The organism is Streptomyces sp. HB132, from assembly GCF_016909575.1.
GTDB lineage: Bacteria > Actinomycetota > Actinomycetes > Streptomycetales > Streptomycetaceae > Streptomyces.
Genome location: NZ_JAFBGA010000008.1, coordinates 128660 through 149080 on the forward strand (window position 1 = coordinate 128660; position 20421 = coordinate 149080).

Consider the following 20421-nt stretch of genomic DNA (forward strand, 5'->3'; position numbering starts at 1 on the left):
GGCCGCCGGGCATCCGGGACGCGCCGGGTGCGCTGCGGGCAGGTGCGTCGACGAAGTGCGGCGGCAGATTCAGGCGCGACGGGTGCGACGCCCTCGCCTCGCCGATGGTTTACGCGGCAGCTGCCGCCCGGAACGGGTGGTACGCCGTGGCTGAGTCCGCTTGCCCCCGGACGAGCTCCCTTCGGAGACCGCCGGATCCGTGCTGTCCGCGCTTGCCGGGACCACGGTGGGTTCCGGGACGGGGCCCGGCGCGGCGACGACCACCTGCGCGGACCGAAGGGTGGAGTTGCCCAGGCGGAAGCCGGTGACCCTCTCCTGCAGCACCATGCCGTCCGGGGCGGAGGGATGTGGCGCAGTCCCGACGACGCGCATCTCCGCCGGATCGACGGCCCTGCCCACCGCGTCCATCGGACTGACGTCGTTGCGCGCGAATTCGCTCCGCAGCATCACGTGGGCCGCGTCGATCTGCTCGCTCAGTGCGACGGCAGCCGAGGTCGCCTCGCGTGCGGACCGTGCCTCGTGCAGAGCGCCGGTCCGGCGACGCGTGTCGGCGAGCAGGTCGTCCAGTGGCAGCAGGGCTCCCAGCAGTGCGTGCAGCCGGGCTTCGGCCTTGTCGCGTTTATGGGACAGCGCCTCGACCCGGCGACGCAGTTTGTCCAGTTCGGACGGAGGGCCGGCAGGAGCGCTCGGAGCGGGATCGTTCACGGGAGTTCCTCGGTGTCATGGCCGGGCAGGGGCGGCGTGAGCATTTCGGCGACGAGGGAGTCGACCGCACTGCGGGAGGCCTGGTCGGCCCCACGGATGAGCCCTTGCCTGACCGGGTCCTGCCTTGCGGCGGTGAGGGCCTGTGCCGCCTGCCTGCGCAGGGCCGGGGGCCGGGTGCCCGGCACGGTGCCGGGCACGAGTTCGTGCAAAGTGGGACCGAACCATGGAACAGACGGCATTGCGTCGTCCCCTGTGCCCGAGTCGGCTTCGTCGACGGTCAAAAGAGGGATTCCTGTCCGGAGTCGTGGTCGCGGCGGCGTCGGGGGGAGGGACCGAACAGCAGGCCCTGGTCGGAAAGTCCGGCGCCGATCCGTTCCGCACACGCACGGTCGCGCTGCGCCCCGCCGAAGTCTCCCTCTGCCTCGCGCGTCGAGGCGCGGCGCAGATAGGCGGATTCCACGGTCTGGTCGAAGCGCGCACTGACGCCGATCCGCATCAGGTCCCGGAGGAACAGCTCGATCACGTCCGACGGCGACGCCTCTGCTTCAAGGTGTTCGGCGAGGTCGAGCACCGCGGCGTCGCGTTCCTCCGTGACGTGTCCACGGGCCGGGCCCGCGACACCGGCGGCGGTGCTCAGCAGGGCCACGCGGTGTTCCATCCACGCTCGCGCACTGTCGGCATCGGAAGACAGGGACGCGTCGATCAGCAGGTCGACGAGCACGTCGTCGACGAGTTCCTCACTGTGAGGGGACCGGGTCTCGCTGTACTGGATCACCTTGCGCACGGCGGTCCGCGCCACTGACGTAAGCCCGCGGGACGCGGCGGCCACGACCTGCCCGACGTAGTGGCGCGTCAGCCACTCCCGGCCCGGCGCGCCGTCCGGGTCGCGCCGGAGCAGGTCGCGCACGGCGGCTGCACGGATCGTCTCCTGAGGTTGCGCCCCGTCGAGTACCCGACGCAGGTCTGCTCGCAGATGGTCGTCGAGGCCGCACCTGGCATCCGGCGCATGGGGCGATACGACCAGGGCCCGCGCGAAGCGGTTCCTGCTCTGCCGAGGGTCGCTGTCGAAGACTTTCCTGCCCTGGCGGACCAGCTCAGCGGTGAGCTCGGCGGCCTGTGAGCCGTCCCCGGGGAGCAGTGCGTGCGCGAGTTCCAGGCCGTGGATCCGTGTGACGGGGGAGTGGCCGCGCCCGTTGCGGCGCCGTCCGACGTTCTTCCCCGCGCGCAGTACAGCCGCCTGATCCTTGGCGTCGAGGGTGTGCCCGAGTCGCGCCGCCGTGCTGAAGTCTGCGAGCGCCTCGCTCCACTCCCCGCCCAGCACCCTGTCCTGACCCCGCTGGGCGAGGGCCCGGGCGAGAGCGTCTGCACACCCGCGGTGATCGGGCGAGTCCGCGATCCAGGTGGAGGGGTCGGGGTGCCGGGCGGTGTAGGCCTCGAGGAGGACGACATGGCGGCCGTGGCCCACGAGATGCCAGGCGGCATGCCCGAGCGGGATCAGGCCGTCGGTTCCTACGTCTGCCGGGATGACCTCGGGGCCGGAGCGCTCGGCCTCCCAGGCCGTCTCCCATGCGGCAAGGGCGTCTCGGCCGCCCCGGACATCCAGGGCGTGCAGCAGATCGGTGATGCGCCCGAGTAGTTGACCACGGGCCTTCTCCCAGAGTTCGTCGGGCACAGGAGTGCAGCGCCGCCCGGTGAGCAACGCACGGAAGTCGCCCGGGTCGTCCTCGTCCAGGAGGTGTGCCCACAGCACGATCGCGAGGGCCGCTGTGCCGGCATCGTCGTGCCGTCCGCCCTCTTCGCCCAGCCGACGGAGAGTACCCACCGCAAGGGCGTGCACGACCCCCGTTGCCGCCAGATCCAACTCGCTGTCAGGGCACCGCTGGACAGCCTCCGGCCAGTTCCCGACCCGCGCGGCCAGCGCGGCGCGGAGCACGGCGTACCGCACCGCAGCGTCGTCGGTGTCGGGTGTGCCGAACTCACTGTGGAATCGCTGCACAAGTGGTCGCACGACGCCGAAGTCGGCGCGCAAGAAGGCGCGCTCGGCCTCGTCGAGCAGTCGGGCACCAGTGACGGTCCGGCCAGATCCACCGGCATCGTCCACCCTCACGGCTCATTGCCCCCTGATCCCCCTGCATGGCAATGGCCACCGTAAGTAGATGTGTTGGCGCCGTCAACACGCTTATGGTGTGGGGTGGCCGAATCCCGTGCGGCGATACTTCCTGTTGGCGGTACCAGCAGTGGTTCACGGGCACGCACCCCTTGTGAAGATGGCGTCATGACATCTGACCTACCGGCCTGCGTCACACCGAATCCACGCCGGAACCCATGTCAGGCGTGGGGAGTTGAGGCAAAATGAGACGGTGTCAAGTCTCCGCAACGACCCTCGCACCTCCGCTGCCGTTCGCGGTAGCGGCTGGGTGGCCAACTCTCCGCAAGCCGACCAGTTATTGGCGCGTCTGGAGCCAAACGAACGGGTCGAGCTACTGTTCACCACGCTCCGGTTCCATGGCGCGCTGACCGGTCGACGTCTCCTCCTGTGGCGGGGCACCTTCAAGGTGGCCCACATGGAACTGCGCCGTCCCCTTACCTTCCTTGAGGGGAGAGGCGCTTCCCGGTTCGGAGAGGCGGTCGTACTCGACGGCCCCGAAGGCGCGATAGAGCTCAGTTCCCTCTCTCCGGCCGCGGCCAGGGCTCTGGCCGACGCCGGGCGGCGCAGCAACGGCAACGTCTCTGGTGCACCTCCGCGCGTCGCGCAGCACGACCACGAGCTGTTCGGGATGACAGGACCGGGCCGAAGGTCACCCGGCCAGGCCCCCGCACCCCCGTATGCGGAAGGAAGTACACGCTCAGCGCGGGAAAGTTTCCACACAAGGAGCATCCGCACATGGCAGGACGCCGAGCTCGCCGCCGCTGACCACATGCGCAGTCTCGGCTTCACCGACGCGCGGGTGACGGGCGCCGGCGCGGACGGCGGCATCGACGTGGTCGCCCGCGACGCCGTGGCGCAGGTGAAGCACTACAGCCAGCCGATCGGTGTCGGACCCATTCGAGAACTGCGGGGAGTAGCGGACTCGCACCACCACCTGCTGTTCTATGCATCCGGTGGCTACACGGCCAGCGCCCGGCAGTTTGCCGACGAGAGGGAAGTCGCGCTGTTCTCCCTCCCGGAACTCGGTCACATCACTCCGCTCAACCCGGCAGCGGTTGGCTTGTCCGCTCGTCCGGCCCCGCCCGCCGGAGGGAGCCGAATGATCTCCAGTCCCGACCAGGCAGCTTCGGGGCGAGGCTGGACGCCGACTGGGCGCGCGAGTCAGCGTGCCGCCGAGTTGGATGCCCAGCGGCAGACCGTGCTCCGCCTGATCACTCGCGTCCGTGCACGCACCAGTGAGGTGCACGCCCTGCCGTCCAACCGGTACACCAAGGACCTCATCAAGTCGCTGCAAGCGGCGCACAAGCTGACGGAGCGGGCGGCCTCCTTGCTGGTCAAGTCTCAGGCCGACTTCCAGACGTACGGCACGCGGAAACGGTTCATAGCCATGGCCGACGAGAAGGCCCGCGAAGCCGCCCTCAAACTGGGGATGCGTACCTGACGGTCAGGCGTTCCTCTCTTGAGGCCGAGTGCATCTGTAGTCGCCGTTCGAGGACTCGCTGGGTACCAGCACCGGCTTGAGGGCCCGGCCGGGTGCAAGCGCCCGCTGAAGACAGCCGTCACCCGCTCTTGCGCCGACGGGATCACGATGTGGTGCCGTGAAGCTCGGCCCGGACGGTCTTGCCGCCGGGTGGGTGGGGTACGCAGTCCCAGTGGTCGGTGAGGGCGGTGACGAGCAGCAGGCCCCGGCCGCCGGAGTGCAGCGCCTCGGGGTCGGTGTCCGCCGGAGCGGGCTGCGGGTACACCTCCCCGCGGGCGTCGGTCACTTCGACGCGGAGGCGGCCGGCCGCCGGGTCGTAGGCGAGGGTGAGCCGGAAGCACCGACCTGGTACGAGGCCGTGGAGGACGGCGTTGGCCGCGAGCTCCGCGACCACGAGCTCGGCACGCTCCGTGAGTTCCTGCGGGGCACCCCAGGACCTCAGCTCGGTCCCGGCGAGCAGTCTGGCCAGCCGGGCGCCGCGTCGCGTGGACGACAGGAGCTGGGAGAAGGTGCGGGTGGGGCAGCCAACTTGGGGCAGCGCGTGGTTCATGGCGCCAGAGTGACGGCAGGACGCGCCTGGGAGCGAGAGCCACACCCCGTACGCGGAGTCAGCGTACGGGCACGAAGAGTGGACAGTACGGTGCGGCTTCCGTCACGCTGAGTGGTGAGCCCGGGGCGGTGTCAGGAGCCGTCGCGGTGCGATGCGGAGAGAGGCGGGGGCCGGATGAGCATCGGTGTGGGGGAGGCGGCCGGGGGCGTCGGCGCGCAGGGGGTTCCGGCGGGGGAGTGGGAGCGGGAACCTCATCCGTCCGACAGTCTGCGCACGTTCGGCGCGGTCGTCCAGGCGCTGCGCGAACACGCGGGGCTCAGCCGGATCGAGCTCGGCGCCCGGGTCCAGTACTCCAAACACACGGTGGAGTCGGTGGAGTTGGGCCGACGCATGCCGGACGAGGTGTTCGTGGAGCGTGCGGAGGAAGCGCTGGGCAACACCGGTGCCCTGCAGAAGGCCGCCTGTCATCTCACCCGGGGCGAGGCCGGGCTCGCGGCATGGTTCCGGCGGTGGGCGCGGCTGGAGCGTGAGGCGGTGAGCCTGTGCACGTACGAGTGCCGGCTGGTGCCGGGGTTGTTGCAGTCGGAGGCGTACGCGCGGGCCGTGTTCGACAACAGCATCCCGTTGCTGACCGATGAGCAGGCGGAGGCACAGCTCACTGCGCGGATGGAGCGTCAGGCGATGTTGCGGGAGCGGCCGACCGTGCCATTCAGCTTCATCGTGGAGGAGTCGGTTCTCCGGCGGCGACTCGGGGGAGCGCACGTACAGGCGAACATGCTGGACCATGTGCTTGAGCTGACCGCACCGCGCAACGTGACGTTTCAGGTGGTGCCGCTGGAGTTGCCGTTCCACGGGTGCCTGGACGGCCCTGTCCAACTGGTGGAAACCGCGGAGGGGCGACGGCTCGGATACTCCGAAGGGCAGCAGAACGGGCGACTGATCTCCGACCCGAAAGAGGTGAGCCTGCTCTGTCGTCGCTATGACACACTGCGCTCGCAGGCCCTCAATCCCAAGGAATCCCGGGACCTGCTGGAGCGACTTCGAGGAGAGCGATGAGCAGCGGTACGACGGAACTCGCCTGGTTTAAGTCCAGCTACAGCGGCACCCAGGGTGACAGTTGCGTGGAGGTCGCGGTCGCCGAACAGGGCGTATACGTAAGGGACTCGAAGGACGTGACCCGCCCGGCCTTCGCGGTGGGCCGCGAAGGCTGGGGAGAGTTCGTGCGGTTCGCGTCGGAGCGCTGAGCGACAGAAGGTGTGCCGTCGGGCCGAGCGGTGGACGGCACACTTTCGTCGTGCTCAGGAACCCTTGGTCTCGGTGTAACCGAGGGCCGCGCGGTTGATGAAACGGTCACCGAGGTCGCGAACGGGCGCGGGCTTAGGCTTCTGCGCGGCCTTCTTCGCCGTGGGCTTCTTCGGGGCGGGCTTCTTGCCGCCCGCACGCTTGGCCGGCGCCGCCTTCGCCTTCGCCTGCCTGGCGTTCTTCGCGGCCGGTGTGTTGCGCGCCGCGTGCCGCTTGCGTGCCGCTGAGAGTTTCTCGCGTTCTCGAACGGCCACGTTGGCGGGGAGGGCGTTAGCCAGGGTGCGGGCCCGGCTGAGCGCGTAGCGCGCTGCGGTCCAGTGCTTCTTGTCGATGGCCAGGTTGGCCAGCCTGACGGCTTGCTGCAAGGCCTTGATCTTCGCGGGCTGCCGTTGGGGTATCGGGGTCTCGGCCCCGCTGCTCCGCTTCTGTCCGGCGGCACGGGTGCCCCAATCCGTACCGGAGGTCAGGACGACGACCGAACGAGGGTTGCTGCTCTGGCTTCGACGTACCACGTGCGTTGGTTCCTTGGATGAGCGAGGGGCGCCCCTGGGTGACCGCAGATGCGGCCACCCAAGAGCGGGTCAGTCGTGACGAGGGCCCTGGCCGGGGGACAGGGTGAGGGTGGACCGGTAGGTGCCGGACTCGCCCTCGGTTAGCGGGGTTTCGAGGGTGAGGCCGGCGGTGGCCATCCGGTCGTACTCGGCGAGGGTCAGGTTCTTGGTGCGGTACTCACCGTACTTCTCCTCGTCTTTTCGTTTAAGGATGGGAAACGTATTCAGGATGTATGACACGTCGTCGCGACTGATTCCGTAGAGGTGGAAGAAGAGTGCGTCCAGCTCGGCACGGATTACGGATCGGCGGTCCTCGTCCCAGTGGAAGGGGGTGCCCGTGTCGCCGAGGTCGCGGGCGAAAGGGGTCATGTCATGTGCAGTGTAGGTGAGTTCGAGGACTCGGGGCGTGATGAAGCTGAGATGGGGCTCCATCTGCTTAGGGTTCGGCAAAGGGAGCTGATACGTAATGAAGAAATTGAGGTGAGTCCCACCTACCTTGAATCGCGCGATGAAGTCGAACACCGTCGATGTTGCCGCCGCACAAAGTGCTGGTACGGATTTCGACAGGTCGCTTCTCGTGATCGATACAGGCAGGCTGTTGCCAACGCCAGCGTACGGAATGGGGCCAACGATTGTGGTTCTCTCGTTAGTGGCCGAAGTGATGTCACGCCACCCAAGAAGCCACTTCTGCTCCCAGCCTTGATCGGACAGTCTTTTAGCTACCCCCTTGTACTGGCGTCCGCTAATGGTCACGTCAGTTTCGGGTACCCAATTCAATGGCTGAGGTAGGCGGTCCGGGTCATCGAGGTCTCGGGCGGTCAAGTATCTTGGCTGATTTTGCCGCTTCGTTGCTGTTTCGCTCTTGACCACATCGGCCACGCGATGGTTGTAGAAGTCTGCCATCTTCGCCTCATAGAGCGGGAGAAGGCGCTCCCCGCCGCGGACCAGTATGTTGCGGTCAAGGCGCCAGCCGTCCCTGAGGAGATCGTCGAACGTCTCGCCATTCTGAATATCGGGGCGGAAGAGGTGGGATTCGTGCGACATGTCGAACATGCGCAGGAAGGAGACTCCCCAAGGGTTCCCAGCGGGCCCCTTTGATGCGTCGAGGAGGACGGGCACGCGTCGATAGATTCCGAGAGTGATTTCGGCATCGCGTCGGGAACGGAAAACAGGGCAGGTGCCAGTATTGGGATTTAGAAGGTTGATCTCTTCTGCTGATAGTGGGAACGTCTTCTCCGGGTCGGTCAACTCGGTTGGATCGTGCAGGAAGAAGCCGAATTGAGCGATGGGCTGGCGAACATTTTTCCCTGTCATTGAAAGTACACAGAACTTCATGCGAGAATCGACATCTGGAAAAAGTCCACTGCGGTTTTCGAAGTCGAAAAGTGCCGACAAAGACTGTGATGCGATAAGGTCTTTGAAAAAGTACTGTGTTCGAGCATCAGTTGCGATGCCAGTCGGAACGATCACTCCTGTGCGGCCACGGTGAGATGTCAGAACGCGGTCGTTCTCGGCGAACAAGGCGTAGAGGTTGAGATTTCCCTGGCCGGTCAAAGGGTGTCTGCTAGAGGTGCGGAGAAAGTGACTCTCTCCATACACCTGGCGCTTTGCTGCTTCGTACTCGAAATAGAGTTTAGCTGTATCCGGACTGTCCTTGAGCGCCTGAATCTTCTTCTTTCTGGCTGCCGTGTTATTGATTTCTGCGATTCCCGGCGCGCGCACAGCAAAAAACTCTGTCTCGGGGAAATTCACACTGTCCCACGGCGGGTTCCCCACCACCGCGTCGAATCCGCCGGCCCACCCCGTCCCCGGCTGGACACCGGCTCTCGACTCCGGGACCGCGAACACCTTGGGGAACTCCAGGTGCCAGTGGAAGAAGCGGTACTGCTCCCTCAGCTTCCGGATTTCCGCGTGGGTGGTGTCCGGCACCGCGGACTGGTTACGGCTCCGCAATGCGCGGAACACCTGGTCGGTCGGCGCCTCGGGGGCGCCGTCGCGCTTGGGCCAGACGAAGGCGGCGCACCAGGCGTCGGCGGCGTGCACGTCGTCGATGTACGCGGCCGACTCCGTGTGGGCGCGGTAGGCGGACTCCTGCGCCCGGACCTGTTCCAGGAGGTCAGACGGGGCCGTGGTGATGCGGGCGAGTTCGGCGGCGTAACGGTCGTTGCCCGGCAGCGTCTCCGTGTCGAAGAGCAGCTCGTCCTGGCCGCCGCGCTGGACCTTGTTGCGCTTGACCAGCCCGGCCGCGTACTTCCGGTCGTCGCCCTCGATCGGCTTGAACGCGTCGTCCGGGACGCCGTCCGCCAGCAGTTTCGGCGTTGCCCCGATCAGGCCGTTGCCGTGCTTCACATGCGCGTCCAGGAACCCCAGCGCCTTGCCCGGTTCCATCGCCTCCAGCCAGAGCGAGACCTTCGCCAGCTCCACGGCCATCGGGTTGAGGTCCACGCCGTAGACGCAGCGGGCGACGACCTGGTGCAGCGCGTGCCGCACCGCGTCGACCGTCGGCTCCGGGTTGCGCTCGCGCACCGACGCCACGCGCTTGGCGATGCGGCGGGCCGAGGCGACGAGGAAGTGCCCGGAGCCGCAAGCCGGGTCGCAGACCGTCAGGGACAGCAGCTCGTCCACGATGTCGTCGGTCGGGTCGGGGTGGCCGGCCTCCGTGGCGCGCTGTTCGCCGCGCTTGACCGCGTCGTCTATCACCGGGTCGAGCGTCGTGTCGAGCAGACACTCGATGAGCGAGGACGGGGTGTAGTAACTGCCCGTCGTCTTGCGGCTGTTGCCCGCGACCTCGATGAGTTCGAAGGTGCGGTCCGTGGCGGAGTGCTTGGGCTCCAGCTCCAGCAAGGACTCGTAGACCGAGCCCAGTTCCTCGGCGTCCAGGTGCCGGTAGTCGATGGGGCGCCAGCGGCGGGCGCCCGGGTCACGCATCTGGGCGAGGTGGCGGACTGCGGCGAGCAGCGACTCGTTGGACAGCTTCAGGCCGTCCAGCGGGGCATCGGTCTCCTTGGGGGAGAACAGGCCACCGAGGCCGGGCAGGCCCAGTTCGGGGCGGCCGCCCTCCTTGCCGAGGGCGTCGAGGACGAGGCGCAGCGCCTCGTACTGGTCACCATGGGCGGTGCCCTGGCGCCGGCGGGCGCGCTCACGCAACCGGGCCGAGGAGAAGTACCGCTCGTACGCGCCCCGCTGCCGCTCGTCGGCCTTCGGGTCGAGCAGGGCCCCGCGGTCCTCGGCGACGAAGACGAACAGCAGGCGGTAGACCAGGCGCAGCAGGGCGTCCCGCAGTGCCTTCGGGTCGGTGTCCTCGCGCAGCCGGGTGTTGTCCGGGTGGCGCAGGAAGCCGGTGCCGAGAGCGGTGAGGGCGTTCTGCACCCCCAGGCGCAGCTGGTCCAGGGCGCGGGCGCCGGAGCTGACGGCCTCGGCGCGCCACTTCTCCAGCCAGCACCCCGAAGCCGCCGCCCCCTCGGCCACCGCGAACCGGGACGCGTGCAGCACGCAGTACAGCAGCACGAACTCGCTGAACAGCTCGCCGTCGAAGATGGCTTCCAGGTCGAACTCCACGTACGCGGCGGTCGCGAAGGACGACGAGTCGCGCAACAGCCGCACCCGGCGGCCGTTGGTGAGGACCGCCCACAGGTGGGCCTCGGTGCGGTTGAGGCAGTCCTGGAGCATGGACTGCGGCGGTACCTGGCCGAAGGTCAGGCGCTTGTCGAGCTCCTGGTTCCAGGGGACCTGGTGGACGAGGGCCGGGCCGTGGCGGTGGGAGACCGGGAAGTGCTTGTCCGGGTCGGCGTCGGCCGGGATGCCCGGCGCGCCGACCTCGGTCAGCGCGCCGAAGTCCAGCTTGCGGAAGAGCTGGGCCAGCCAGTCGGTGCCGGCCCGGCCGGTCGGGTCCGCGGCCGGTGCGCCGGTCTTCGGGTCGGCGGGCAGGGCGGTGCGCAGGTCGCGCCAGAGCGGCTTGAGGTACTCCCAGGCGCGCTCGGCCTCGTCGCGCACGGGGACGGAGGCGGGCAGGCCGTAGTCGGCGGGCCTGGTGCCCGGCAGGTTCCGTGCCTCGGCGATGCGCAGCAGCATGTCGGCGGGGAGCAGGCCGCCGACCGTGGTGACGGCGGTGAAGGCCAGGGCGGTGCGGGTGGCGGCGGACATCAGGCTTCGGCTCCGGACACGGTAGAGGCGGCGGGGGCGACGGGCGGCAGGTAGACGTACACGCCGAGGACGTCGGCGGGTTCCTGCGGGACGACCTTCAGGCCGCGGACGATCTCCTCGTTGGCCTTGCGCACCCGGCGGTGCGAGGCGTCGAGCTCGGCGGCCAGATTCGTGCCGTACTCCGTGAGGTGTGCGGCGAGGTCCCCCAGGCCGTCCAGGGCACGGGAGATGGCGTTGTGGGCGGACTGCTCGTGGGTGTTCGCCACGGCGCGGGCCGCGAGGAGGGCAGCGGCCGCGTCGTCGTCGAGCCAGCGGGCGCGCGACGGCATCCCCTCGAAGGCGAGGAGGCGTGCGTCCTCGGCGACGACCTGCCGTTCGCCGGTGCGGGACGGGAGGGTGAGGTGGAAGCGGTAGCGGACCAGCAGGAGCGTGGTGCGGGTGGTGACCGCGTCCGTGGTGACGACGCCGCAGCGCCGTGCCGGGCGGGGGCCGAGCGCCTTCACGTCCAGCGCCGAGTCCAGGACGTAGGAGGCGATGGCGCCGATCGCCGGGTCGGTGCGGACCAGGGCGGCCTCGCCGCGGGCGATCGCCGGGGTGGTGCGGAAGGGGATCTCGCGGTTCTCCTCGACGAGCCGGTTGCCCAGGGTCGCTGCGAGCGCGTCCCGCAGGCCCGCCGGGGTGCCGCCGGCCTGGGCGGTGAAGTCACCGGTGCCGTCGCGTGGGTCACGGACCAGCGCGTCCAGGTCGCGCAGGGCCTCCAGGGCGAAACCACGGACCTCCTCCGCGCCGCCGAGCGCGGCCCGCACGGCGGCGACCTCGCGGGCCACCTCCTCCGGGTGGATCGCGCGCTGGGCGTACTTCGAGCGGGAGGTCTTCTCCCGCTCGGCCGCCGAGGACCACTCGCGCTCGATGCGGTCGAAGGACTCCTGGTGGCCGTCCTCCATGTCGAACAGGCTCTCCTGGCTGCCCTGCCGCCCGTGCAGCAGCAGCCACTCCACCACCGCGTCGGTGACACCGGACGCGGTCTCGTCGGGGACGGAGACGGAGATGCCCAGGTCCTTCTTGATCTGCCGGTGCTTCTTGAACAGCACCTCCAGGACCTTGCCGTCGATGCCGTTGTCCTCGCCGTACATGGTGATGACGCGAACCTGGTCGCGCTTCTGGCCGTAGCGGTCGACGCGTCCCTCCCGCTGGTCGTGCCGGGTCGGGTTCCACGCCAGGTCGTAGTGGACGACCGCGTCGAAGTGGTGCTGGAGGTTGACGCCCTCGGACAGGCAGTCGGTGGCGATCAGCACCCGGCGGGCAGCCGGGTCGCCGGCCTCTGCGGCCTCTGCGGCCTCGGCGGCGAGCTGCTCGATGCGCTCAAGACGCTGCTGCGGGGAGAGGGTTCCGGTCACGGCGGCGATCTTCGTCTTCTTGCCGAGCTTGCCGTCGAGCTGATCGGCGAGGTACGTCGCCGTCGGGATGTAGCGGCAGAAGACGATCGGGTGGTAGCCCTCGGCGATCAGGCCCTTCAGGTGGCGGGTGAGTGCCTTCAGCTTCGCGTCCTCGGCGGGGCCGACCAACTCCGCCGCCCGCGAGGCGAGTTCGAGCAGCCGGGCGCCGGCGTCCTCGGACTCGGCGGCACCCGGTGCGACGTCCATGCCCTCCAGCCGGTCGTTGTCCGCGGAGTCGGCGGCCACCGAGGCACCCAGCAGGTCCGCCTCGTGCGCGGTGCGGGCGACGGCCGACTCGGAGCGGGTCTTCAGCGTCTGCGCGGCGGCGGCCGGGGAGGACACCATCGAGCGCAGCAGCGCGATCACCGACCACCACGCGATCCGGGCTTCCCGCTTCCCCTGCTCACCGGCCTCCGCGACCCGGTCACGCGCGTAGGCGATGGCGTCGTCGAGCAGCGCCCGGTAGGCCGGTGTCAGCTTGTACGGCTCGTCCTTCGTCCAGCGGTCCGAGGGGAAGGCGGTCCGCTCGGCCAGCGAGTCGTCGGTGAGACCGTCCTCCTTGGTGAGGTAGGTGCGGACGTCGGCGCGCTTGCGGGCCACGAAGTGCTCGGCGAGCTTCGCCCGCCCCGCCGGGGACTCCAGGTCCAGGGTCGCCAGTTCGGGCCGTACCAGACCCAGCAGGTTGCGGAAGGCGGACTCCTTGCCGGAGTGCGGGGTCGCCGTCAGCAGCAGCAGATGGCGGTCGGCGTCGGCGGAGACCTTCCGCAGCAGCTCGTAGCGGAGCTGGTTCGACGCGGAGGACGCGCCGCCCTGCGTCGCGTCGTCGGCGGCCACGCAGGAGTGCGCCTCGTCGACGATCACCAGGTCGGGGCAGTGCCTGAGGAAGTCCTCACGGTGCCGGGTCGACTTGATGAAGTCCGTCGAGATGATCGTGTACGGGTGCCTGTCGAACAGGGACTGGCCCAGCTCCAGCCCGCGTTCCAGCCGCGACACCGTGGAGGCCAGGACCAGTTCGGCGTCGATGCCGAACTTCTCCCGCAGCTCGCCCTGCCACTGCTCGGCCAGCGACGGGGAGCACAGCACCGCCAGCCGCGTCGCCTCGCCCTGTGCCAGCAGCTCCTTGGCGATGAGCCCCGCCTCGATCGTCTTGCCGATGCCGACGTCGTCCGAGATCAGCAGCCGTACGGTGCGCTGCCGCAGCGCCATCAGCAGCGGGACCAGCTGGTAGGCCCGGGGTTCCACGGCGATCGACGCCAGGGAACGGAACGGACCCGCCCCCGAACGGAAGCCGATGCGCAGCGCCGTGCGCAGCAGACCGGCGGCCCGCTGGTCGCCCAGGTCGGACGGGCTCGGCGGTGCGAACTCGGCCGGACGCACCTCCTCGAAGGAGGGAAAGACGGCCGCGACGTCGTCCTCGCTCCCACCCAGGGGGCGCAGCACCAGCATGTCGGCGGCGCTCTCGGGCAGCACCACCCATTCCCGGCCACGGGCGGCGACCAGCGAGCCGGCTGTGTACGTGAGGCTCATGAGATGTCTCAGTTTCTGGAGATCCGGAAGAGGGCGGCGCGGTCAGCGCAGGTGGAAGTAGGCGGCCTGGTGGCCGGTGATGGCGTCCCAGTCCGCGTCCGTGGGGAAGCGGACGACGTCCCAGCCCGCGTCCTCCAGCCGGTAGCCGGCCTCCAGGTCGCGGGTCGCGTCGGCCGGGTGGCCGGGGACGTCGACGAACACGGCGAGGCTGGCACCGTCCAGGCGGAAGACGAGGTCGGGGCAGGCTCCCGCCTCCGGGGCCAGGGTCTTGACCTCGTCGGGGAGCCGGTAGCCCTTCGCCCTGAGCCAGCCGAGCAGATCGCCGTCCGCGACCAAGGCGGCCAGATCCGTCTCCAGCACGGTCGGCGAGGGCGCCGGGGTGCTCGTGGGAGGGGAGTCCACCGTGCGCGCGGCCGGGGAGTTCTGCGGTGCGGTGGTCGCGCTGTCCGCCGCCGGGGCCAGCCTGCGGAAGAGTTCGCTGCGGGACTCTCCCCGGTCCTCCCGCTCGGTGCGGGCGCCGGCCAGCCGCTCCAGCAGCGGCCGGGCGCTGTGCCGGCTCAGCCTGCGGTGGTGGGTCTGGTTGGCGTAGGAAAGCAGGCAGGCGTAGCAGCCGCGGGCGCACTGCTCGTCGTCCGACGGCCCGCCCTCGTCCTTGCCGGTCTCCGGGTCGAAGTGGCAGATCTCCATGGCGGTCCTGGCCGCCTTGGCGAGGGCGTCCTTGTCGTGCTGGATACGGCGCAGCACACCGGCGCCACCCTCGGCCGCCTCCGTGAACAGCAGGTGGCGGCGCGGGCCGTCGTCCGGAGGCAGCAGCTCCGCGGTCAGCTCGGAGTCCTCCAGCTCGAACGCCGCCTCGATGCCACGCTCCAGGGCGTACAGGAACGACAGGGCCACCGGCTCGGGCTGCGGCTCGTCCAGGGTGACGACGAGGATGTTGCGGCGGTCCTCCACGTAGGGCAGGACACGCCGCTTGCGGCGCTTCTCGTTGCCGTCCTCGTCGACCACCGGCATGCCGGTGCCCTCGATGGCGTCCGCCGCGGCCCGGTCGTTGAGCCAGCGGCCGTCGCCGAGGTCGAGCCAGTAGCCGTCCGGCTCGCCCTCCTTGTCGCGTACCCGGCCGAGGTTGGTGATGCGGACCGTCGCGGAGTCCCCGTAGTCCAGGTCGAGGACCGGAGCGCCTTCGCGGTCGGTCACATGGGAGGTGAGACGCCCCTTGCGGACGCCGTGGTCCTGGAACGCGTACGAGGTCTCCAGGCGGAAACCCGCCCGGCGGCGCTCCTCCTCGTCGGAGGAGATCCGCTCACGCGGGGTCGTGTACACGGTGTGCAGGTGGAGCAGGCCGGTGCGCTTGCCCGTCAGCTGCTCGTGGCACATCGTGCAGACGTCCGTGCCGACCTTGACGGCGTAGTGGTAGCCGCAGCCGTCACAGCGCCTCGCCTCCGCCGTCGCCAGGTCACCCGAGGCGTCCGGCGGCAGCTGCACCCGGGTGACCTGGTAGCGGGCCCCCTCGTGGTAGATGAGCGCCCCGGGTCCGAACTCCCGGATCGCGAGGAACCGGGGACGCTGCAGGTAGTCGCCGTCGGCGTTGCGGCGGTTGCCGGACCGCGGGATGTACGCGGCCAGCGGGAGCCGCGGGAAGCTGTAGCCCGGCAGGAACCCCTCGGAGGCCAGATAGCGGTACGGATTGAAGTCGCTCATCACCGACTTGCTGTCGGACGAGCGGTTCAGCAGCAGGTTCGTCTGGGTCTCCGCCTCGCGCCGGCGGGTCCGGGCCCGGCCCTGCTCGCCGGGAGTCAGGGTGTGGTCGACGACCCGCTTGTTCTGCTCGTACTGGTCCATGACGGCCGCCCGGAACAGCTCCCGCCACCGGTCGAAGGACGCGTGGAACTCCTGCGGGGCCCGCTCGATCCGGTCCTCGATCCACTCGTCGTACCACCACGTGGTGGCCTCGAAGTCCCCGATGAGCGGGGTCAGTACGGTCCGGGCGGTCGCGATCGCGCGTCGGCGGGCGTCCTCGTCGAGGGACAGGTCGTGGATGTGGGGGAGGAGCGCCAGCGCCATGTGCGGATCGGGGCGGTCGCCGCCGTCCGGGTCGTAGGCGACGTCGACGACGTCCGGGATCGCCCTGCCGAGCTTCATCCCGGTCTCCGCCAGCCAGATGCCCTGCAGATGGGAGCGGACCAGGTCCTCGTTGGCGAGGTCCAGACGCGGCGGGGCCACCTGCCCGGACACCATGTCCTGGGAGCGGCGGAAGTAGTACTGATCGTGGCTGTTGCCCGTGGCGCAGTACGTGGTCACGAGTGCGGGCTGGCCGGAACGGCCCGCCCGGCCCGAACGCTGCGCGTAGTTCGCCGGGGTCGGCGGGACGTTGCGCATCATCACGGCGTTGAGCGAGGAGATGTCCACGCCCAGCTCCATCGTCGGCGAGCAGTACAGCAGGGGCAGTTCGGCGGAGCGGAACTCCCGCTCGCGCTCCAGCCGGTCCTCCGGCGTCACCTGCGCGGTGTGCTCCCGGGCGAACAGGCCCGCCAGCTCGGCCGCCGCCGTCCGGTACAGGTCACGGAAGAACGGGTTGACCCGCGGCCCCTCGCCGCGGTTGTACGTGCGCGCCAGCGGGTCGATCGCGCCCCGCTCGCCGTTCCCGGCCCGCCAGACGAGGGCGGCGGCCGACACCCGGAACCCCATGCGCTTCTGGGCCGCACGGCGCCGGTAGGCCGGGCCGGCGTGCTCCGGAGCCGCCTCCACCTCACGCACCAGGTCCGCCTCGCGCAGCACCCTCAGCAGGTCCTCGATGATGCCCTGGACGTCCTCCGGGGGGAGGTCGCGCAGCTCGGGCAGATTCCGCCGCAGGTACTTGCCGAACTTGCCGCGGGCCGACAGGAACAGCGCGGAGCGCTCCATACCCGGCCGCGAGCCGTACGGGTAGGCGGTGCCGACGGTGGGGCGGTCGCTCTCGCTCAGCACCCACGGACCCGCGAGGCGCTCCTCGCTCGCCCGCTGCAAGGTGTCGAAGTCGTCGCGGAAGTACTGCACGTCGATGGCGAGGGCGCGCCGCATGAAGTCGAGCAGCGTCCGGGCGATCTCCTCACGCAGCGCGGGGTCCGCGTCGCGGAGCGCCGCGTGGACGGAATCCCAGCGGTCCGGCTCGGCGGCGATCCAGCCCAGGTCCTCGTAATCGATGCGCAGCAGCCCCGTCTGCTCGAGGTTCGGCATCGTGATGCGCCAGCCGCGCTCCAGGTCGCGGTAGAGCCGGTACCCCACGACGTCACGGAAGGCCTTCGCCGCACGGCTCTCCATCGAGGGAGCCAGCTTGCTGTGCTTCGTGTTCGCCGCGTACTCGCGGGGCGTCAGCCCCATCACCTCGGTCACCGCCTCGGCGAGGTCGTCATGGCGCAGCCCCTCCTCGCCGGCCCGGACCGCGGCCTGGTGGAGGGCGCCGCGCAACTGGGTCACCTGCGCGAAGTCGTTGAAGTGCCCGGCCTGGAGCGACGCGTCCTGCCGGTTGTCGACGAAGGTGAGGAGCTTGCGCGCCTCCTTGCCCAGGCTCTCCTCCGGCACCGCCCGCAGGGACTTCACGATCGACGCGGAGATCAGGGAGGTCGCCGAGGAACGCCCTTCCTGGTCGAGGGTGGCGAGCTTGGCGAAGTCCCGGCCGCGGGTCTGCTCGTAGGAGACCTGGCAGTGCACGCAGAACAGGAACGGCGCCGGCACGAACGCCGCCACCAGACCCTCGTCCGACTCGTTCCCGAAGGCGTCCACGACGACGCGCTTGGGCACCCGGGGGCGGTAGGACTTCTTGACGACGGTCACGCCCTGCGCGTCCGGTTCGAGCCACGACTCCGGCAACCGCCGGTCGTCCACGGCCTTCTGCGCATCGGCGGGCCACTCGTAGTCCTCCCCGGGCACGCCCAGGTACAGATAACCCTCGCCTTCACGGCCCCCGGAGGCGGAGGTGTCCCGGCGCGGCTCGTACCGGAAGGCGCCGCTCTCCTCGGAGCGCCAGACGGTCAGGTACTCCTGGCCGCACTCGCGGCAGAACGCCAGCGGGAACAGCGGCTTGCCGGCGCTGCCGGGCTGCTCCAGCTGGTAGGTGCGGGTGAGGGGGCGGGTGAGCGGATCCTCCAGCGTCGTGTAGACGGTGTCGCCCTTGGAGAGGAACTGGTGCAGCCGGAAGGCGAACAGCGGGCGTTCCGTCACCGGGTGCTTCGCCTGCGCACCGGCCTCCAGGGTGGTGCGGATCGCCTCGCGCACGCTCTCCTCGGCCACACCCGAGGAGTCGGCCAGCTCTCCGGCCGCCGTCTCCAGGGTGCCCGGGGCACACCGGCGGTACCTCCCCGTGCCCTCCTCGCGCTCCAGACCGAACCGGGACTCCACCCAGCGGGCCAGCGAGTCCTTCGTCAGCGCGTCGTACGAGCGGGGTGCCGCCGGAACCCGCAGCCGCTCGGCGGGCACGTCCGCCGGGGCCTCCTCGGTAGCCCGGACGAGGGTCTCGCCGATGACCCGCTTCGGCAGGACCGTCGTACCGAACAGCCGGCCGGCGACCCTGGCCACCTCGCGCCGCTGGTCCTCCCAGGACCCCTCGGTCGACATGGTCGCCGAGGTGCCGATGCACTGCAGGGTCGCCGAGGCCCGGCAGGCCTCGCGGACCCGGCGGATCAGGAACGCCACGTCCGCGCCCTGCCTGCCGCGGTAGGTGTGCAACTCGTCGAAGACGAGGAACTGCAGCCCCTCGGCCATGCGGATCAGGCTGGACCTGTCGTCCGGCCGGGTCAGCATCAGCTCCAGCATCACGTAGTTCGTCAGCAGGATGTCAGGAGGGTTCCTGCGCAGCTCCCGACGCTGTTCGTCGGACTCCTGCCCGGTGTAACGGGCGAAGGTGACCGGCTCGCCCCCCGTCCCGAAACCGTGGCGCAGGTACTTCTCCAGCTCGCCGAGCTGCGAGTTGGCCAGGGCGTTCATCGGGTAGACCACGATCGCGCGAACCCGCCCGCCCCCGCCGGGGCCGGCCGCCTGACGTTCCTTCAGGACGCGGTCCACGATCGGGACGATGTACGCCAGGGACTTGCCGGAACCGGTGCCGGTGGTCAGGACGTAGGAGTCGCCCGCCTGCGCGGCCTCGATCGCCTGCCGCTGATGGAGGTGGAAGGTCAGCGGACGGCCGTCCGGGCGCCGCGCGTTCTCCTTCTTCCCCGCCTGGAAGATCTCCGCGCACCTGGGGTGCAGCACGCCGTCCCGCACGAGGTCGGTGACCTGGCCGCCGTCGGCGAAGAAGGGATTGAGCGACAGCCACGGGTCGGGCCACTGCGACTTCGCCGCCAGGTCGTCCTCGACGAAGCCTTCGATCCGGGCGTCCCGGATCACCGTCGCGCTCTTGGTGAAGTCCTCGTACTCCTCGATCAGATCGGCGTGGATGCCGAAGACGTCCATCGTCTCGGGCAGGCGCGGCTCCCTGCGCGGCACGGGCGCGGGCGCGGCAGGGGTGCGCTCGGGGAGCAGGGAACGCAGCCGCGCCACCGGGTCCATCACCCGCCAGTGCGGGGCGAGCAGGTCAGCGGTGTCGTCCGGCGCGAGCGCGAGCGGGACCAGGGCGTCGTGGACCTGGGCGGCGTTCTCGGGCCGCAGGTCGGCGTCCTTCTCCAGCAGGCGGCCGACGAGCCGGACCAGCTCGGCGGGAAGGTCCGGGCGCACCAGGGTCAGCTGCGGCGGCGCTTCGTGCTGATGCTGCTCGGAGAGCTCGAAGGGCGTCCTGGCGGAGAACGGCGGCCGCCCGATGAGCAGTTCGTACAGGATGCAGCCGAGCGCGTAGAGGTCGGCGAGAGCGGAGACGGGTTCGGCCCGGAACTGCTCCGGGGCCATGTAGCGGGCCGTGCCGACGCTGACGCCCGTGCTGGTCAGCCGCGTCTGGTCGGGATCGTCGACGATCGAGCCCATGCCGAAGTCGAGGACCTTGAGGGTGCCGTCACCGGTCAGCATCACATTGGCCGGCTTCAGGTCGCGGTGGACGACCCCGGCCGTGTGCGCGGCCGTGAGAGCCGCGGCGATCTGGGCTCCGACGGCGGCGGCCCAGGAGACCGGAAGCTGGGGCTCCTCGTCGATGAGGTCGGCGAGCGGATGACCGTCCAGCAACTCCATGGCCAGGTACGGCAGACCGCTGCCGCCCGGCGTCCCGTCCACGCCGCCGTCGATCAGCAGGGTGAGGTTCGGGTGCCCCTGGGAGAGCATGCGCATGATCCGCACTTCGCGGCGGAAACGGTCGATCTCCTTGCCGGACCCGGAAGTGTCGACGGCGACCCCGGTCCGGCCGCGCAACACGGTCTTGACGGCGACCTCGCGGTGCGGGGAGTCCGGGGCGGCACGCAGGTCCTCCGCCCGGTGCACCTCACCCATGTTCCCGCGGCCCACGACCCCCGTGATCCGGAACCGTTGGTCAACCGTCTCCAGGCTCACTTGCCCTCCCCGTTCCCCACCCGACACATGCAAGACGGCCACGTCTCGCAGGGAGCGTACACCGTACCCCCTGAATGGAGAGTAGATGCTGTGCGTTTACGGTGTCAACGGACTGATTTCCCGTGAATCCT

At 70.0% G+C, this 20421-nt stretch carries 10 protein-coding genes and 1 pseudogene; 3 read left to right on the top strand and 8 right to left on the bottom strand.

Annotated features, from left to right (window positions below; all coding sequences use genetic code 11):
* Positions 1–69 precede the first annotated feature (69 nt).
* From JOC24_RS19485 to JOC24_RS19495, 3 genes are read right to left on the bottom strand one after another with little or no spacing between them, the layout of a single operon-like run.
* Positions 70–705: a nucleotide exchange factor GrpE gene (locus JOC24_RS19485; RefSeq protein WP_205021615.1), complete on the bottom strand. Its 636-nt coding sequence runs from the start codon at positions 703–705 to the stop codon at positions 70–72.
* Positions 702–944 (bottom strand): hypothetical protein, encoded by a 243-nt coding sequence (locus JOC24_RS19490; protein ID WP_205021616.1) that lies wholly within the window; start codon positions 942–944, stop codon positions 702–704. Before JOC24_RS19490 ends, JOC24_RS19485 begins: the two co-directional genes overlap by 4 nt.
* Positions 945–982: 38 nt before the next feature.
* Positions 983–2806, bottom strand: a complete 1824-nt coding sequence (locus JOC24_RS19495; protein WP_205021617.1) for a hypothetical protein — start codon at positions 2804–2806, stop codon at positions 983–985.
* A 316-nt stretch (positions 2807–3122) separates the two neighbouring features.
* Between JOC24_RS19495 and JOC24_RS33395 the strand changes: the two genes are divergently transcribed.
* Positions 3123–4295 (top strand): restriction endonuclease, encoded by a 1173-nt coding sequence (locus tag JOC24_RS33395; RefSeq protein ID WP_205021618.1) that lies wholly within the window; start codon positions 3123–3125, stop codon positions 4293–4295.
* A gap of 142 nt (positions 4296–4437) precedes the next feature.
* On the opposite strand, the gene JOC24_RS19505 is transcribed toward JOC24_RS33395, so the two are convergent.
* The gene (locus tag JOC24_RS19505) at positions 4438–4884 is read right to left on the bottom strand and encodes an ATP-binding protein (protein WP_205021619.1); all 447 of its coding nucleotides are present in this window, start codon (positions 4882–4884) and stop codon (positions 4438–4440) included.
* Between the two features lie 174 nt (positions 4885–5058).
* Here JOC24_RS19505 and JOC24_RS19510 point away from each other — a divergent pair, with 174 nt between their 5' ends.
* Both JOC24_RS19510 and JOC24_RS19515 read left to right on the top strand, forming a co-directional pair.
* Positions 5059–5940 carry a helix-turn-helix domain-containing protein gene (locus JOC24_RS19510; protein ID WP_205021620.1) on the top strand — a complete coding sequence of 294 codons (882 nt, stop codon included), beginning with the start codon at positions 5059–5061 and terminating at the stop codon, positions 5938–5940.
* Complete coding sequence (locus JOC24_RS19515) at positions 5937–6128, top strand: DUF397 domain-containing protein (protein WP_205021621.1); 192 nt, start codon at positions 5937–5939, stop codon at positions 6126–6128. Before JOC24_RS19510 ends, JOC24_RS19515 begins: the two co-directional genes overlap by 4 nt.
* Before the next feature lie 54 nt (positions 6129–6182).
* Here JOC24_RS19515 and JOC24_RS19520 read toward each other — a convergent pair whose 3' ends face one another.
* From JOC24_RS19520 to JOC24_RS19535, 4 genes and pseudogenes are all read right to left on the bottom strand, one after another.
* A complete protein-coding gene (locus tag JOC24_RS19520; RefSeq protein ID WP_205021622.1) occupies positions 6183–6698 on the bottom strand; it encodes a hypothetical protein in 516 nt (171 codons plus the stop codon).
* A 69-nt stretch (positions 6699–6767) separates the two neighbouring features.
* Positions 6768–10880 (bottom strand): Eco57I restriction-modification methylase domain-containing protein, encoded by a 4113-nt coding sequence (locus tag JOC24_RS19525; protein ID WP_205021623.1) that lies wholly within the window; start codon positions 10878–10880, stop codon positions 6768–6770.
* Between the two features lie 1223 nt (positions 10881–12103).
* Positions 12104–13843: pseudogene (locus tag JOC24_RS34235) on the bottom strand (DEAD/DEAH box helicase family protein); the annotation flags it as partial.
* 42 nt (positions 13844–13885) lie between these two features.
* Positions 13886–20290, bottom strand: a complete 6405-nt coding sequence (locus JOC24_RS19535; protein WP_205021625.1) for a protein kinase domain-containing protein — start codon at positions 20288–20290, stop codon at positions 13886–13888.
* Positions 20291–20421 lie beyond the last annotated feature (131 nt).